Annotated in this window: 16 protein-coding genes; 12 read left to right on the top strand and 4 right to left on the bottom strand. The window is 41.7% G+C overall.

Features of this window, described 5'->3' with window-relative positions; genetic code table 11:
* The first annotated feature begins 4 nt into the window (after positions 1–4).
* From DMZ48_RS09915 to DMZ48_RS09905, 3 genes are all read left to right on the top strand, one after another.
* A complete protein-coding gene (locus tag DMZ48_RS09915) occupies positions 5–502 on the top strand; it encodes a DUF4920 domain-containing protein (protein WP_143954975.1) in 498 nt (165 codons plus the stop codon).
* The gene (gene mnmC2 / locus DMZ48_RS09910) at positions 503–1,180 is read left to right on the top strand and encodes a tRNA (5-methylaminomethyl-2-thiouridine)(34)-methyltransferase MnmC2 (RefSeq protein WP_143954974.1); all 678 of its coding nucleotides are present in this window, start codon (positions 503–505) and stop codon (positions 1,178–1,180) included.
* 107 nt (positions 1,181–1,287) lie between these two features.
* Positions 1,288–2,223, top strand: coding sequence for a TIGR01777 family oxidoreductase (locus tag DMZ48_RS09905; RefSeq protein ID WP_143954973.1), 936 nt, complete (start codon positions 1,288–1,290; stop codon positions 2,221–2,223).
* A 31-nt stretch (positions 2,224–2,254) separates the two neighbouring features.
* On the opposite strand, the gene DMZ48_RS09900 is transcribed toward DMZ48_RS09905, so the two are convergent.
* Positions 2,255–2,917 (bottom strand): YceI family protein, encoded by a 663-nt coding sequence (locus DMZ48_RS09900; RefSeq protein WP_338420305.1) that lies wholly within the window; start codon positions 2,915–2,917, stop codon positions 2,255–2,257.
* A 169-nt stretch (positions 2,918–3,086) separates the two neighbouring features.
* Here DMZ48_RS09900 and DMZ48_RS09895 point away from each other — a divergent pair, with 169 nt between their 5' ends.
* The 5 genes from DMZ48_RS09895 to DMZ48_RS09875 all read left to right on the top strand — a co-directional run bounded on the left by DMZ48_RS09895 (position 3,087) and on the right by DMZ48_RS09875 (position 8,626).
* Positions 3,087–3,653, top strand: coding sequence for a nucleotide exchange factor GrpE (locus DMZ48_RS09895; protein WP_143954971.1), 567 nt, complete (start codon positions 3,087–3,089; stop codon positions 3,651–3,653).
* Between the two features lie 90 nt (positions 3,654–3,743).
* Positions 3,744–4,856 carry a molecular chaperone DnaJ gene (dnaJ, locus tag DMZ48_RS09890; RefSeq protein ID WP_143954970.1) on the top strand — a complete coding sequence of 371 codons (1,113 nt, stop codon included), beginning with the start codon at positions 3,744–3,746 and terminating at the stop codon, positions 4,854–4,856.
* Positions 4,857–5,084: 228 nt separating this feature from the next.
* A complete protein-coding gene (locus tag DMZ48_RS09885) occupies positions 5,085–6,011 on the top strand; it encodes an ABC transporter ATP-binding protein (RefSeq protein WP_143954969.1) in 927 nt (308 codons plus the stop codon).
* Positions 6,012–7,352, top strand: a complete 1,341-nt coding sequence (locus DMZ48_RS09880; protein WP_143954968.1) for an ABC transporter permease — start codon at positions 6,012–6,014, stop codon at positions 7,350–7,352. It begins immediately after the preceding gene.
* A gap of 110 nt (positions 7,353–7,462) precedes the next feature.
* Complete coding sequence (locus tag DMZ48_RS09875; RefSeq protein ID WP_143954967.1) at positions 7,463–8,626, top strand: sigma-54-dependent transcriptional regulator; 1,164 nt, start codon at positions 7,463–7,465, stop codon at positions 8,624–8,626.
* Positions 8,627–8,714: 88 nt separating this feature from the next.
* Here the strand turns inward: DMZ48_RS09875 and DMZ48_RS09870 are convergent, their stop codons facing one another.
* Positions 8,715–9,539 (bottom strand): hypothetical protein, encoded by an 825-nt coding sequence (locus DMZ48_RS09870; protein WP_143954966.1) that lies wholly within the window; start codon positions 9,537–9,539, stop codon positions 8,715–8,717.
* A 130-nt stretch (positions 9,540–9,669) separates the two neighbouring features.
* Here DMZ48_RS09870 and DMZ48_RS09865 point away from each other — a divergent pair, with 130 nt between their 5' ends.
* Together DMZ48_RS09865 and DMZ48_RS09860 are read left to right on the top strand one after the other, a co-directional pair.
* Complete coding sequence (locus DMZ48_RS09865; RefSeq protein WP_143955053.1) at positions 9,670–10,548, top strand: PPK2 family polyphosphate kinase; 879 nt, start codon at positions 9,670–9,672, stop codon at positions 10,546–10,548.
* A gap of 68 nt (positions 10,549–10,616) precedes the next feature.
* Positions 10,617–12,011 carry a M20/M25/M40 family metallo-hydrolase gene (locus tag DMZ48_RS09860; protein ID WP_143954965.1) on the top strand — a complete coding sequence of 465 codons (1,395 nt, stop codon included), beginning with the start codon at positions 10,617–10,619 and terminating at the stop codon, positions 12,009–12,011.
* Between the two features lie 43 nt (positions 12,012–12,054).
* Here DMZ48_RS09860 and DMZ48_RS09855 read toward each other — a convergent pair whose 3' ends face one another.
* Complete coding sequence (locus tag DMZ48_RS09855; RefSeq protein ID WP_143954964.1) at positions 12,055–12,957, bottom strand: DUF2167 domain-containing protein; 903 nt, start codon at positions 12,955–12,957, stop codon at positions 12,055–12,057.
* A 129-nt stretch (positions 12,958–13,086) separates the two neighbouring features.
* On the opposite strand from DMZ48_RS09855, the gene DMZ48_RS09850 reads away from it, so the two are divergent.
* A complete protein-coding gene (locus tag DMZ48_RS09850; RefSeq protein WP_143954963.1) occupies positions 13,087–14,226 on the top strand; it encodes a vWA domain-containing protein in 1,140 nt (379 codons plus the stop codon).
* A 27-nt stretch (positions 14,227–14,253) separates the two neighbouring features.
* Positions 14,254–15,717: a magnesium chelatase gene (locus DMZ48_RS09845; RefSeq protein WP_143954962.1), complete on the top strand. Its 1,464-nt coding sequence runs from the start codon at positions 14,254–14,256 to the stop codon at positions 15,715–15,717.
* A gap of 294 nt (positions 15,718–16,011) precedes the next feature.
* Here the strand turns inward: DMZ48_RS09845 and DMZ48_RS09840 are convergent, their stop codons facing one another.
* Positions 16,012–16,374 (bottom strand): hypothetical protein, encoded by a 363-nt coding sequence (locus DMZ48_RS09840; protein WP_143954961.1) that lies wholly within the window; start codon positions 16,372–16,374, stop codon positions 16,012–16,014.
* Positions 16,375–16,534 lie beyond the last annotated feature (160 nt).

Genomic DNA, 16,534 nt, shown 5'->3' with positions numbered 1-16,534 from the left:
TCTTATGAATAAATTGACTTTGATCATGGCTTTCCTGCTACTGATATCGGCAGGATGTAAAACTGAAAAAAAAGAAGTGAGTGAGAATACGGAACAGCAATCTGAATTTTTTGGAGCTCAGTTTGAAGCAAACGACCCGGCAGATCATGCCGCGCTCATGACTGAGTATACCGAATTACAGGTAGGAGATACGTTGAATCTGACTGCGACTGCGAAGGTTAATGCCGTATGCCAGACCCGTGGTTGCTGGATGAAAGTCGATCTTGGAAACGGTGAGGAAGCGATGGTTAAGTTCAAGGATTATGCATTCTTTATGCCTAAGGATCTTGCCGGTAAAGAAGTGGTGATGAATGGTAAGGCATATATCCAGGAGATGTCCGTTGAAGATCAGCAGCATTATGCTGAAGATGCCGGTAAGTCTGAAGAAGAGGTTCTCGCGATCACCGAGGTGAAGAAAACCTATGCTTTTCTCGCAGACGGAGTGAAAATTAAAGCGGAGTAGTTGAAGCGAAAAATTATTAAAACTGCAGATGGTTCTTCAACCATCTTTATAGAAGAATGGAATGAGCACTATCATTCCAAGCATGGTGCCATTCAGGAGGCTTATCATGTTTTTATTGAAATGGGTTTAAACCCTATCAAAGCAAATTTTTCAGATCGTCCTTTGAGGATTCTTGAAATTGGGTTTGGTACGGGGCTCAACGCTATTATTACGCTTATAGAAGCGAAGCGATCTACTTTGAAGATCGAATATACCGGTGTTGAAGCTTTTCCTGTCACAAGAGAAGAATGGGAACTACTAAATTATACAGACCAGTTACATGCAGAAAAGTACGCTGCGGCTTTTAAGGCGATGCATGAAGGCGTATGGGAGACTGCTTTAGAGTTAACCCCTGACTTCAGTCTGACTAAACAACAAAAGGATTTTACGGCAATAGATGATCATGAGGCTTATGATCTGATCTATTTCGATGCTTTCGGTGCTCGTGTTCAACCGGAATTATGGGGTGAGTCCGTATTTAAATTGATGTATGATGCACTTGATACGCATGGGGTGTTGGTTACCTATGCCAGTAAGGGAAGTGTCAGAAGAGCGATGTTGGCTGTGGGTTTCCAAACAGAGAAGCTTCCCGGACCTCCCGGTAAGCGAGAGATGTTAAGAGCTGTTAAAGCGCCTTAATAATTCTGCGTACATTCGTTAAAACTTCATAATACATCTGTTAAACCTAAATTAAATTGAGATTTGCAACTGTTTAAAATTCATAATTTTACAAAAATGTTCAGTGCATGCGGATTTTAATTACAGGGGCGACAGGATTAATTGGTTCAGCTATTGTAAGGTTGTGCCATCACAGAGGATATCAGGTAAATTATCTCACTACCCGAAAAAACAAGATTGTTCATAGGGATGATTACCACGGTTTCTACTGGAACCCTTCCGCTGGAAAAATCGATGATACCTGTTTCAATGGCGTTGATGCTGTGATCAATCTTGCCGGTACCTCTATTGCTTCACGCTGGACCCCTCAAAACAAAAAGAAAATCCTTAAAAGTCGTATTTCTTCTCTGAAACTGCTCGATCAGACGATCGGTAAGGTGAATCATACTATAAAAAGCTTTGTGACTGCTTCAGCAATTGGGATCTACCCGCATTCTTACACCAATTATTACGAAGAATCCTGTAATGACGTTGATGATTCGTTCCCCGGAAGGTTAACCCGTGAATGGGAAGCTGCGGCTGATCTGATGGATCGTCATGATTTTAATGTGGTTAAGGTCAGAACCGGATTAGTCTTAAGCGAAAAAGGAGGAGCGTTACCTAAACTGGTTAAAGCGGCACGTTATTTTATGTCGGCTGCTGCGGGAAACGGTGAACAATGGCAAAGCTGGATACATATCGAAGATATAGCTGCTTTGTATCTCTTCGTCATCGAAGAAGAGTTGAATGGCGTTTTTAATGCAGTTGCTCCCAATCCGGTCACCAATGCTAAAATGACTTCGGAAATAGCGTCGATTGTGCACCGATCGGTAGTATTGCCTAATATTCCGCAATTCGTGCTCAAATTGTTACTGGGTGAAATGAGTTATATTCTTATATCGAGTCAGCGGGTCAGTGCTAAAAAGATTCAGGAAGAAGGTTTTCATTTCCAATATGAGCGAATACAACCTGCATTGATGGATTTGGTCCAGGAAAAAGGCCAGCTCCGTGAAGAACTGGCCTGATCTCAATTTTTTTGTCTGGGAGAAAAAGGAATTATCCCTTATTCGCTTTAAGGCTAACTTTAAGCTCGATCTCATCATTGATGAATTTATCACCAAGATCAGCAAAGATAGACTTAGAACCATAGTTTACATTCCAGTCAGTTCTGTTGATAGTGAAAGGTTCGCTTTCAAGAACAACAGTTTCTTCTGTACTGGTGATGCTTACCGGAAAAGCAATGTTTTTAGTGATCCCTTTGATTGTAAGGTTTCCTTCAAGCATTTTCTTTCCTTCTGCTTCTGAAAGTCCGGTGATCGCGAAACTAGCCGTAGGGAATTCAGCAACATTGAAGAAGTGATCTTCTTTTTCTTCTGCAGTACCTTTCAGGTGCGCTTCAAGTCCGTCTTTACCTTTACCTTCAAGATCGGTTACTGTAATGGTGTTCATGTCGATAGTGAAGTCTCCACCTTCGATAGCTTCTCCATTAAATTTAAGGTTACCAGATTTGATGTTTACAAATCCTGTGTGGGTTCCGGTTGGTTTGAAACCTTTCCATTCAATAGTACTGTTTTCTGTTTCTGCCGCATAAGAGACAGCTTCAGCGCTGGCTTCAGCTACGGTTTCAGCAGTATCAGCACTGGTTTCATTTTTTGGTTCAGATTTACATCCAATTGTAAAAACGAGGCACGCAATAGTTGCGCTTTTTAGAAAATTCATTCTCATAACAGTTGTTGTTGTAATTACATTAAGCTCCAAAAATAGAAAATAACCGCACTGTAACAATTAAAAAAATATTAAAAAAATATCGTGACATTTTGACATTTTACATGAAATGGCAATACTTTTGCCAATTGAAATGAAGCGATGAATTTCTGAAAATATAAATATGTCTAAGAAAGCTAAGGAAAAAGATACTGCAATGACAGATGAAAATATAGAAACACAGGGCGCTCCGGTTCAGGAAGATGCTGCAACCGCAAAGGCCGAAAATGAACAGGTGCAATCTGAAACCGAAGTAATGCAGGAAGAACTGCAAAAAGAGAAAGATAAATTTCTGCGACTATTTGCAGAATTCGAGAACTATAAGAAGCGTACTTCGAAGGAACGTATGGAATTGTATAAGACAGCAGGTCAGGACATCATGGTTTCTATGTTGCCAGTGCTGGATGATTTCGATCGTGCACTTGCAGAATTAGCAAAGAATGATGAAGGAGATGTTCTTACAGGTGTTGAGCTTATTAGCAATAAGCTTAAGGATACGCTTAAAAATAAAGGGTTGGCGATTGTAGAGGTAGCTCAGGGTGATGCTTTTGATGCAGAGCTCCATGAAGCGATCACACAGATCCCGGCACCCTCCGAGGATCTTAAGGGTAAGATCATCGATGTGATCGAGAAGGGTTATAAGCTCGGTGATCGAATCATAAGACATCCCAAAGTTGTCGTAGGGCAATAGTCTTGTCAGACGTATTGTCAGTAACGATTCAACAAAAAATAATATACAAAAGTCGATAACTAATACAGTGATCCCCATTTAATGAGTTCCATGAAGCAAGATTATTACGAAATACTTGAGATTGATAAGAAATCAACGACGACAGAGATCAAAAAAGCATATCGAAAGCAAGCTATAAAATATCACCCTGATAAGAATCCGGGTAATAAGGAAGCCGAAGAAAGGTTTAAGCAGGCTGCTGAAGCATATGAAGTATTAAGTGATCCTGATAAGCGTGCACGTTATGATCAGTATGGTCATGCAGCATTTGAAGGCGGTGGTTTCGGCGGTGGCGGAATGAATATGGATGATATCTTCAGTCAGTTCGGTGATATTTTTGGAAGTGCCTTTGGTGGCGGTTTTGGAGGATTTGGCGGATTTGGTGGAGGACGTGCCCGGGTTAAGGGTAGTAATCTCCGTATTCGTGTGAAACTGAACCTGGAGGAGATCGCTAATGGTGTTGAGAAAAAAGTCAAGGTAAGGAGGAAGGTACAAGCAGATGGCGTTACCTATAAAACTTGTCCGACCTGTCATGGTAGTGGTCAGGTAACCCGTATCACCAATACGATCCTGGGTAGAATGCAGACCGCAACAACCTGTAACCATTGTAACGGTGCCGGACAAGTGATTGATCATAAACCCCATGACGCCGATGCACAGGGTCTGAAAGTAGTTGAAGAGACCGTTTCAATCAAGATTCCTGCAGGAGTTGTTGACGGGATGCAACTCAAGGTGGGTGGAAAAGGTAATGAGGCCCCCGGAGACGGGGTTCCTGGAGACCTTTTGGTGGCCATTGAGGAGCTCGAACATGATACACTGAAGCGGGAGGGTGACAACCTTCATTTCGACCTGTATGTCAATATTGCGGAAGCGATATTGGGTACTTCAAAAGAGATCGATACCATCGGTGGTAAAGTAAGAATTAAACTGGAAGAAGGTATTCAGTCAGGTAAGATTCTGCGTCTTCGAGGTAAAGGTATACCAAGCATTAATGGCTATGGTAGCGGAGACCTTCTGGTACATGTGAACGTATGGACTCCCAAGACACTTAACAAAGAACAAAAGGAGTTTTTTGAACGTATGATTGACGATGATAATTTCAGGCCAAATCCTGAAAAAAGTGATAAATCATTTTTTGAAAAAGTGAAGGATATGTTTTCGTGATTTGGCTTTGCCATTTTGCAAAAAAACATATCTTTGTAAGGACACTGGTTTCTGGCTAGTGTTAATTTTTTCTTTTTCATAGCAATTTTTTCCCATCCTTGATCCATATTAAGGGTGGGTTTTTATTTTGGGATTATCATGCTCTTTTCCACGGCATTTTTATAAAGTTTGCGGACGAAAGGAATGCTCTTTATGAGCAATTGAATATCTTTGAACAAACAAAAATCTATGTCAAATTTATTGGTGGCTGAACACGTCAGCAAATCCTTTGGAGATCATACCGCGCTTGATGATGTGAGTATCGAAATTCCTAAGGGAACCATATTCGGTTTACTCGGGCCTAACGGTGCAGGGAAGACCACTTTGATACGTATAATTAATCAAATCACATATCCCGATACTGGCGCAGTTTATTTCGACGGGAAACCGCTTATGCCGGAACATATCCGTAACATTGGATACCTTCCGGAAGAACGCGGACTTTATAAATCGATGAAGGTGGGGGAGCAAGCGATGTATCTCGCCCAGTTGAAAGGTTTGAGTAAAGCGGAGGCAAAAGCGGCACTGACTTATTGGTTCGACCGTCTGGATATCGGTGACTGGTGGAATAAAAAGGTTCAGGAATTGTCGAAAGGAATGGCTCAGAAGATACAGTTCGTGGTTACTGTACTACACAAACCAAACTTGCTGATCTTCGATGAACCTTTTAGTGGCTTCGATCCCATCAATGCCAATCTGATCAAAGATGAGATCCTGCATCTTAGGGAAAATGGAGCAACCGTTATATTTTCGACTCACCGAATGGAATCGGTCGAAGAACTTTGTGACCATATAGCATTGATCAACCGTTCTAAAAAGATATTGGACGGTAATCTGGCAGATATCAAGAGGAATTATAAAAACAACACTTTTGAGGTTGGTTTGCTCACTTCCGACAAGGATGGACTACAAAAGGAATTAGCGCAAAGGTTTCAAACGGAAACTGCTCATTTTAAATCGCTGGAAGATGAAGTTAAACTTCGGATAAAACTTCCGGAAGGTCAGCATTCAAATGACCTCCTTCAATATTTGTCTTCCCGTGCAACCGTCAGCCATTTTGTGGAGGTGATACCCAGTGCCAATGAAATATTTATCGAAAAGGTAGGAAAGAATTAGATGGATAAGCTTTTACTCATAATCAAGCGGGAATATCTCGCTAAGGTCAGAAATAAATCATTTATCGTACTCACGATCCTGAGTCCGATCCTGATCGTGGGAATGATCGCACTGGTCGTTTTTCTTACGCAAGTGAACAGTGATGAAAAGAACCTGATAGCCGTACTGGACGAGAGTCCGTTTTTTGCAAATCAGTTTATATCCGGACCGGAAGTATCTTATATAGATCTCAAAAATATCAGTCTCCAGGAAGCTAAAGATTCAGTTGCTTCAATGGGACTTTACGGCTTACTGCACATTCCTGACGAATCATCCATCGATGAGGTTTCTTCAGAGATTACCTTCTATTCCAAAAAGTCGCCTTCCATGGGTGTTCTGGGAGTACTGGAATCTAAAATCCAAAAGCGAATACGAGAGGAAAAACTTGAGGAACTGGGAGTGTCAGCCAATCAGATCTCCAATATAGGAAGTAGTTTTCAATTGAGAACATCCACCTATTCCGGGCATACAAGTCTGAAAGGGATCAATGAGATCAAAGCAGCTATCGGAGGCGGATTTGGATATCTTATCATGATGTTCATCATTATCTATGGTGCCTTCGTGATGCGAAGTGTGATCGAAGAAAAGACGAGCAGGATTATCGAGGTAATTATTTCTTCGGTTAAACCCTTTCAATTAATGCTGGGGAAGATCATAGGTACTTCACTGGCAGGAATTACTCAGTTTATTATCTGGATCATTTCGGCAGGTTTTCTTTCGGTATTGGTCTTTTATTTTATGGGTATCAAAGTTGATCTTTTTTCCAACGGACCCAATCTGGATGAAAATACTGTTCGTGCAATAAAGGAGGCCTCTGAGTCCAGTGAGACCATACAACTTTATGTGAACGAGCTTATGACCTTTCCCTGGGTCACGCTCTTTATTTCATTCCTTTTATACTTTACACTTGGCTATTTGATCTATAGTTCGATATATGCTGCGATCGGGGCAGCGGTGGATAATGAAACAGACACCCAACAGTTTATGTTTCCGGTGATCATGCCGTTGATGCTGGCGATCTACGTCGGCTTCTTTTCGGTCTTTGAAAACCCAAACGGTCCTATCGCCGTTGCTTTTTCACTGATACCTTTAACTTCTCCCATCGTAATGCTGATGCGTTTACCTTCTGGTATCGGTGGTGACGGGGTACCCTGGTGGCAATTGATTACTTCCGTGGTATTGTTGATACTTACATTCTTCCTGATCGTCTCTTTTGCGGCAAAGATCTATCGGGTAGGAATCCTTATGTATGGAAAGAAACCCACATATAAGGAAATTTTCAAATGGTTGCGGTATAAATGATCGCCTGGTACAGAAGCTGGCAAGGCTTTTGATCGGTCAGAATATTAAAAGTTCTTTAACAGGCACTTCATTGATGAAATGCCTATATTTCAATAATAAATACCACTTGAATGTCAAAGATATTAGTAATAGAGGATGAAGCCGCCATTCGTCGTGTTTTGGTAAAGATCCTCTCTGAAGAAAACGATAAATATCAGCTCAGTGAAGCAGAGAACGGACTAGACGGAATCGAACTGATCAGAAAAGAAGATTTTGATCTGGTTCTTTGTGACATTAAAATGCCTAAAATGGATGGTGTTGAAGTACTGGAAACGGCAGCCGCTTTAAAACCTGAGATTCCTTTCGTGATGATCTCCGGACATGGCGACCTCGATACTGCGGTGAACACAATGCGCCTCGGGGCTTTTGATTATATCTCTAAACCCCCGGATCTGAATCGCTTGCTGAATACAGTTCGTAATGCCCTTGATCGGAAAGAACTAGTGGTTGAAAACAAAAGACTTAAGAAAAAGGTAAGTAAGAACTATGAAATGATCGGTGAAAGTGAATCGATCAATCATATCAAGGATATCATCGAAAAGGTTGCGCCTACCGATGCCAGAGTCATGATTACTGGGCCTAACGGTACCGGTAAAGAACTGGTAGCTCACTGGCTCCATGAAAAAAGTCCCAGGTCTGCTTCTCCTATGGTTGAAGTGAATTGTGCAGCGATACCATCAGAACTCATAGAAAGTGAATTGTTTGGACATGTCAAAGGGGCTTTTACCTCTGCGATTAAAGACCGAGCCGGTAAGTTCGAAGCTGCCAATGGGGGTACGATATTTCTGGATGAGATCGGAGATATGAGCCTTTCAGCCCAGGCTAAAGTATTACGTGCTTTACAGGAGAACCGAATCTCACGGGTAGGTAGTGATAAGGATATTAAAATTGATGTTCGCGTTATTGCGGCAACCAACAAAAATTTGAAAAAGGAGATCGAAAACGGTAATTTCAGAGAAGATCTCTACCATCGTCTTGCTGTAATTCTTATCAATGTTCCCTCACTGAATGATCGCAGGGATGATATACCTTTATTAGTAGATCATTTTACGGAAAAGATAGCTGAGGAGCAGGGGACAGGGAAAAAGGTTTTTAATCCGGCTGCTCTGGAACTGCTTCAGCAATACGACTGGACCGGAAATATCCGGGAACTCAGAAATGTGGTGGAAAGACTATGCATCCTGGGAGGTAAGGAAGTTACCGAGGAAGATGTTCGTTTGTTTGCCAGTAAATAGTTTCTGATATTAATAGGACGTAAAAATCAAAAAAAAACACTGCAATGGCAGTGTTTTTTTTTGGTTGGTTGTTGGATATTTGAAGTTGCTATTTGGCTGATGTTGCACAGCTTTTAAGAGCCTCCAATGCTTTTTCCTGCATTTTTATAGCCTTATTGAGGTAATAGGCTCTGGTTTGAGCCAGCGTTTCAGATTCCAGCGCAGCATCTGAGCGCATATAATCGCCGTTCAAGGTATTAAGAGCTGCATCACAACCATAGTTCAATGCGAGGTTCTTTAAATTCTTTTCAAGTTCCGTAAGTGAAGCCTCCGAAACTCTTTTCAGTTTTACTTGTTCCTCCAGTTCCATCTGACGCTTTAGTCGAGCCTGTTCAGCTAGTTTTCGCTGTTCCACGATCTTTTCCTCGAGAGCTCTTTGTTGCGCAATCAGGGCTTGTTGCTGTGCTTCAAGTTCCTTTTGTTTTGCCAGCAGACTACCATCATTCGCTACCGGGGTAGTCGATGTCGAAGATGATGAAGTGTCGAGTGAATAATTTACTGTTGAGGTCTGAGCACTGGTACAGATATCCATCTCATTGATCAGATCTCTGGCATTATCCAGGGCTTTCTGAACATAGAAGCGACCTGCCTCCCAATCTTCTGGATCCACGGCCTGACTAAGGTTATCGATTCCGTCGATGATCGGAGTAAGTGCATTGTCACATCCGCAGGCAGTAACTTGTTCCTTGGTCTTCTCAAATGCTTCTAATGCACGTTCAGCATAATATTTCTGATGATCGAAATTATCGGCTTTGAATGATTTCTTGGTATGTGCCAAAGCATAAGTCGCTGAAGAGTATGCAGTGGAACATTGTGCCTTTCCCCATTGGGATATAGCCAGGAGAAAGAAAATAAGTGGAAGTATTTTCTTCATAACATAATAAGATTAGGTTCGTTAAAATTGGGCATAGCAATAATACAATTTAAATTGGATATTAAAAAACTTTGTGGTAAACTTATGATTCTATGTTGTTTACAGTGTTAAATTTCTAATTTCTTACATGATGGATAAAATAAAATCATCCGATTTTCGCGTAGATTCCAAAATAAAGCTGAGTAAAATTCCTACTTTAGACACCTTAAATGCCAGTGAAAAGGAGCTTGAGGAACGTCTTGAAGATACCCGGGTCAAGCTTGGGAAATTTCAGGACAAAATGTATGCACACGGAAAATATGCGGTACTGATCTGTCTGCAGGGTATGGATACGGCTGGAAAGGATAGTCTTATACGTGAGGTATTCAAAGATTTCAATATGCGGGGGGTCGTGGTTCACAGTTTTAAAACTCCAACCGATCTCGAATTAAAGCATGATTACCTCTGGAGACATTATATCGCCTTACCGGCAAGAGGGAAGTTTGGAGTATTTAATCGGACCCATTATGAGAATGTATTGGTCACCCGGGTACATCCGGAGTATATACTTGGCGAGAATATTCCCGGAATCAATTCTGTGGAGGATGTAGATGCAGGATTTTGGTTCAGTCGCTTTGAACAGATCCGGCATTTTGAAAAACACATCAGTGAGAACGGTACGATCATCTTTAAATTTTTTCTTCATTTGTCGAAGGAAGAACAGCGAAACCGGTTGTTACGTCGCATTGAGAAGGAAGAAAAAAATTGGAAATTCTCTCCCGGAGATCTCAAAGAACGGCGATTATGGGATAGGTATCAGGAATGTTATGAAGAAGCGATCAACGAGACTTCCTTTGGCCATGCTCCCTGGTATGTGATTCCTGCGGATGATAAGAATGCAGCAAGAGTGATCGTTGCGGATATTATCTTCGATGAACTTAAGGAAATAAAGGATATCGATGAGCCGGAGTTACCACCCGAAATCAAAGCTAATCTGGATGAATATCGTAAAGAGCTTTCGGGAGATTGAAAATTTATTGAATAATTAACACGATCATTAAAGTGCTTTAATCATTTTAGTGGCAAAATTACCTAAACATGAAAAGAATACTCTTGCTAATGCTCATGATTTCTACAAGCCTTATGGCTCAGAAATCTGATGAGGATCAATTAAAGGAAATCTATAAACAATCGCTGCTGAACGGAAAGAGCTATGAGTGGCTTGATTATCTTTCCAATCAGATCGGAGGAAGATTATCCGGGTCGCTGAATGCGGAAAGAGCCGTTCGTTATACCAAACAGGAATTGGAAGCTCTGGGCCTCGATCGTGTATGGTTACAACCGGTGATGGTTCCGAAATGGACACGTGGTGTTAAAGAATATGCTTATGTCGAATCTGAGCCCGGCAAGACTACTTCCGTAAATATTTGCGCACTGGGTGGGTCCGTGGCTACACCTGATGGAGGTCTCAAAACTGAAATGGTTGAGGTAAAAGGGCTTGAGGATCTGAAAGCACTTGGTGAAAGTAAGATCAAGGGAAAGATCGTTTTCTTTAATCGTCCGATGCAGGCGGATCTCATCAGTACTTTTGCGGCGTACGGCGGATGTGTTGATCAAAGATATTCGGGAGCTGCTGAGGCAGTGAAATACGGTGCAGTAGGAGTTATTGTGCGTTCCATGAATCTTCGTCTCGATGATTATCCTCATACCGGAAGTATGGGATATGGAGAATTGCCTGTTGATCAGCGAATTCCTGCAGCGGCGATCAGTACAAATGATGCTGAGATGCTGAGCACGATGCTGGCATTGGATCCCGGACTTAAATTCTATTTCAGTCAGAAATGTCGGGTATTCCCGGATGTTGAATCTTATAACGTGATCGGAGAGATCAAAGGGAGTACGTATCCGAATGAGATCATCACTGTGGGTGGACATCTGGATTCCTGGGATCTGGGTGACGGATCTCATGACGATGGAGCCGGATGTGTGCAAAGTATGGAAGTTTTGAGATTGTTAAAGGAATCAGGGTATACACCAAAAAGAACCATACGTGTAGTATTGTTCATGAACGAGGAAAACGGACTCAGAGGAGGTAATAAATATGCTGAAGTAGCTAAAGAAAAAGGTGAAAATCATGTTTTTGCCTTGGAAAGTGATGCAGGAGGATTTACACCACGCGGTTTTTCTTTTGATAGCGATGCGAAGAATTACGAAAGGATTCTTGCATGGAAGCCTTTATTCGAACCTTATCTGATCCATTTGTTCGAAAAAGGAGGTAGTGGTGCCGATATAGGCCCGCTAAAAGGAGATGGTACGGTGCTCGCCGGACTCAGACCGGATTCTCAGCGCTATTTCGATCATCATCACGCGGAGAATGACACCTTTGAACATGTCAATAAAAGGGAGTTGGAGCTAGGTGCTGCTACCATGACCTCATTGATCTATCTGATCGATAAATACGGTATCGTACAAGGGGCAAAAATAAAGGGATAGCGTTAGCTATCCCTTCTTTTTTATGATGATTCATGTATTTACATCATGCGGATTCTTTATTGTCTTTACTGCCGAAGATCTTCTTTCTTAGAATTCCGAAACCACCGGCAACTCCTAAGGCGATAACTTTCCAGAATTTTAAAATTACCGCAAAGAAACCTGCTTTTGCCAAAACCTTACCGGCTATGAGTCCGCCGATTCCATAAGCTGCAACTTCGTCAAGATCTGGATTGAAATCTGAATAGCGATATCCTTCATTAAAGTTAACACTGCTAAGAATAGTCTCAGTATCATTCTGAATAATTGGCAGGGCTGGCATATTCCCGATCGCATTTAGGTTCAGGTATCCTTTACGACCCAACACTCTGATCTCGTAGTTCAGTGTATTTTCATCTTCGCCTCCAAAATGCAACTCCTTAGCCCAGTGTAGTTTTTTGTTCATCGAATCATAATAGGGAGCAGAAGCCCATCCGATCAGTTCGATTTCGGGATACCCTTCTGCAACCCGAGCCGGGTTAGTAGATTTCATGTCTTCTTTCATCTCAGCCAGCAGTTCATCGTAATCCAGTTCTCTTGCATCGGTGTCATCTATATAGCCATCTTCTGAATAGGTGATTTCAACTGCGTAGGTGAAATTTTCGTGGATTGGACTCATATCTTCGGGAAACAGGAGTCCGTAGGTTTCCGCGGGAGGATTCCCCCAAAGGTCGGTCAATACAATCTGGCTCTGCTCTGCATCCAGGAATTTAAATCCTTCCGGTACCGTTATGGTGGCAAGGCCTTCACCAATTTCGATCGTTCCGTGTTGGTAATGAAATGAATTTTCGATGCTGTCAATCCTTGCCTGGAAAAAAGCTTCGGTGTCGATGTTCAGGGTATCTGAACTTTCTTGCGAAAAAGCACTAAAGGATAGTGCTGTAAAGCATAGTAGAAGTGATTTAGTCATGAGGTTATAAAGTTAGCGTACAATACTACAAAAAAAATATTAAAATCATTTTTTTGTGAGAACACAGCCCGGTTTTACGAGAGACAGCGTTTGGTGTTCTTCCTAAAAAAGGCGTAATTTTATAGGGCTATGAAACACAGGAACATCAAAGGATTTGTTTTCGAGACATATAAGGCGCCAGACCAATCGCCTTTTGAAAAGTTATTCGAAATTTTCAAGGAATTGATCACCCATACTTCAGGTGATTTTGACGAAGCGATAGATTGGTTGCGAGAACTCGATAAGGAATATAGCCTTACTGATGAGAATTATACCATCGACGACTTTATTGAAGATTTGAAGCGAAAAGGATATATCCGGGAAGAGATCGATCCCGACGGTTCAGGAGAAGGTGATGGTAAAGGAAATATATCGATCACAGCCAAAACTGAGCAGTTGATTCGAAAGCATGCGCTCGATCAGATTTTCGGAAAGATCAAAAGAAGTCAGTCTGGAAATCACCGCACAAACTATACTGGAAGAGGTGATGAACACACAGGTGACTTCAGGGATTTTCGGTTTGGAGATCCATTGGAACGCATTTCGATGACCGAAAGTATGCGTAATGCCCAGATCAATCATGGTATCGATAGCTTTCAATTGAACGAGAATGATCTGGTAGTCGAGGAAACGCATTTAAAGGCTCAGATGAGTACGGTTTTGATGATCGATATCAGTCACAGCATGATACTTTACGGAGAAGATCGGATCACGCCCGCTAAAAAGGTTGCGATGGCGCTCGCTGAACTCATAACCACCCGTTATCCGAAAGACACACTGGATATTCTGGTATTCGGAAATGATGCATGGCCCATATCGATCAAAGACCTTCCATACCTTAAAGTAGGTCCTTACCATACCAATACGGTTGCAGGTATGCAACTGGCGATGGACATTCTTCGCAGAAAACGCAATACCAATAAACAGATATTCATGATCACCGATGGTAAACCCAGTTGTATCCGAAAACCGGATGGAGAATATTACATGAATAGTGTCGGACTGGATCGGTATATTGTGGAACAATGTTATAATACCGCCAGACAAGCCAGGCGTCTTCATATTCCCATTACCACTTTTATGATTGCAAGAGATCCGTATCTGATGCAATTTGTAAGGCAGTTTACCGAGGCGAATAAAGGAAAGGCATTTTTTACCGGTTTAAAGGGGTTGGGAGAAATGATTTTTGAAGATTACGAAAATAACAGGAAAAGAAGATTAAGAGGCTAATAGTTAACACTTCAACAACTCAGATCAATGGATTATAAAAATATAACCACATTAGGCGAACTCAAATCTGCAGGCTACACGTCTAAATCCATAAAGAACGAACTCAGGGATAATCTAATCAGTTCCATCAAAGGTGGTAAAACCGTTTTTGAAGGAATACATGGATATGAAAATACAGTAATCCCGGAACTGGAACGGGCCATTCTTGCCAGGCATCATATCAATCTCCTTGGGTTACGAGGTCAGGCAAAGACAAGGCTTGCCAGATTGATGGTAGGACTCCTGGATGAATGGATACCTGTAATTGCCGGGTCAGAGATCAACGATGATCCTTTTCAACCAATTTCACGTTATGCTAAAGATCTTATCGCAGAAAAAGGTGAGGATACCCCTGTTGCCTGGGTGCATCGTGATGAGCGTTTCTTTGAAAAGCTTGCAACACCTGACGTAACGGTAGCAGACCTTATCGGTGATGTGGATCCGATCAAAGCTGCAAATCTCAAGTTGAGTTATGCAGATGATCGGGTGATACACTTTGGGATGATACCCAGGGCTAACAGAAGCATATTTGTGATCAATGAACTTCCCGATCTGCAGGCCAGGATTCAGGTTGCTTTATTCAATATCCTTCAGGAAGGAGATATTCAGATTCGTGGGTTTAAATTGCGGTTACCACTGGATCTGCAATTCGTTTTTACGGCAAACCCGGAAGATTATACCAACCGGGGAAGTATCGTAACGCCTTTAAAAGACAGGATAGGATCACAGATACTTACGCATTATCCGGAAGAGATCGAGATCGCCAAGACGATCACCGCACAGGAAGCCCATCTTAAATCGATTCAAAAAGACAGTATCCGAGTGCCCGAACTTGCCAGGGATCTGATAGAGCAAATATCCTTTGAGGCACGGGAAAGCGAATATATAGATCATAAAAGTGGTATAAGTGCAAGAATGAGCATAACCATCCTTGAAAATCTCATCAGTGCTGCTGAAAGGAGAATGCTGATCAATGATGAATCGGAGACGGTTATTCGAATGGGCGATTTTATGGGGGTGATACCCAGTATCACGGGGAAAGTGGAACTCGTTTATGAAGGAGAGCAGGAAGGGGCAGCCGTGGTAGCCATGCATTTGATTAATGAGGCTGTAAGGTCACTGTTCGACACTTGTTTCCCGAAGATCGAAAAATTAGAAAAGCCTAATGCTAAAGGGCCCTATGATGAGATCGTACTATGGTTCTTTGAAGGAAGCGGGTTCGAGATCGATGACGAACTATCCAATGAAGATTATCATCATTTACTTTCCGGTGTGGAACCTCTGAATACCCTGATCTCTAAATATCAACCGGATACCGATCCCGTTGAACAGGATTTTATGAGAGAGTTTTTGCTTTGGGGACTATCCGTTCATAAAAAACTTAGTAAGAACCGTTTTGTAAAAGGTCATCAGTTCAATGATCTCTATGGTAGTTATATTAGCGGACTCTGATAGAAATTAAGGATATAGCAACAACAACCCTTATTACAGGTGTAATCACGCTGTTTTAAGGGTTGTTCATTTTATTTAATTGTGCTGATCTTTGCAATTAGAAACGGTCACCTGGATTGAGAATACACGAGTTTATTTCGGGACGGAAAGGAGTCGTTTCTGTTGTACCAGGAATACATTTCTACGATTCTGTAACAGCAGCTTCCTACGTAAAGTTACCTCCGGGAATCTTTAAAATACAGCCGGTCAAAATGATGTGTTTTGACGAGAGATTATTCCTTTTTAGAACTTTGATTAATCGATCGAAAAGATCAATATTTCTATATCGCCATTACTGTTATTCGTGAAATTTGTTTCATAGACAAATGCTGAGGGCAGGTTTCCTTCCAGAGTAGCTCTGAGCACATGTTGTATATTCGCTTTAAACGAACTGATTTCCCGGTCGTGCCCGGAAAGTACGATACCATAGTCGGTAAATCCGGCATCGCCTTCGTCCAGTGCATCCACATAAATATTCAGATCGTAAGCCGTTTCGTTAATCACGATAATATCATATTCCAGAGTACTTGTGTCATTACTGGCATCATCATCACCGGAACAGGCACCAATAATAAACGGTAAGAGGAGTATAGGTAATAATCTTAATACTTTTTTCATAATGCTTTGATGTTGAGTTAATTAAAAGCGTGTGCGTCTGATATAAAAATACGATACTTGTGGAATAAACGGCACGAAATGCATGAAAAAATGTTAGGTAACCAGCTGTTTTGTAGTGTTGTATTAGGATTTGGGGAATAAAAAAAGCGGATCATTGATC

Origin of the sequence: Robertkochia solimangrovi (assembly GCF_007279655.1) — a bacterium.
Classification (GTDB): domain Bacteria; phylum Bacteroidota; class Bacteroidia; order Flavobacteriales; family Flavobacteriaceae; genus Robertkochia; species Robertkochia solimangrovi.
Note: the sequence above shows the minus strand (reverse complement) of the source record. Positions and strands in the feature narration are given on the sequence as shown.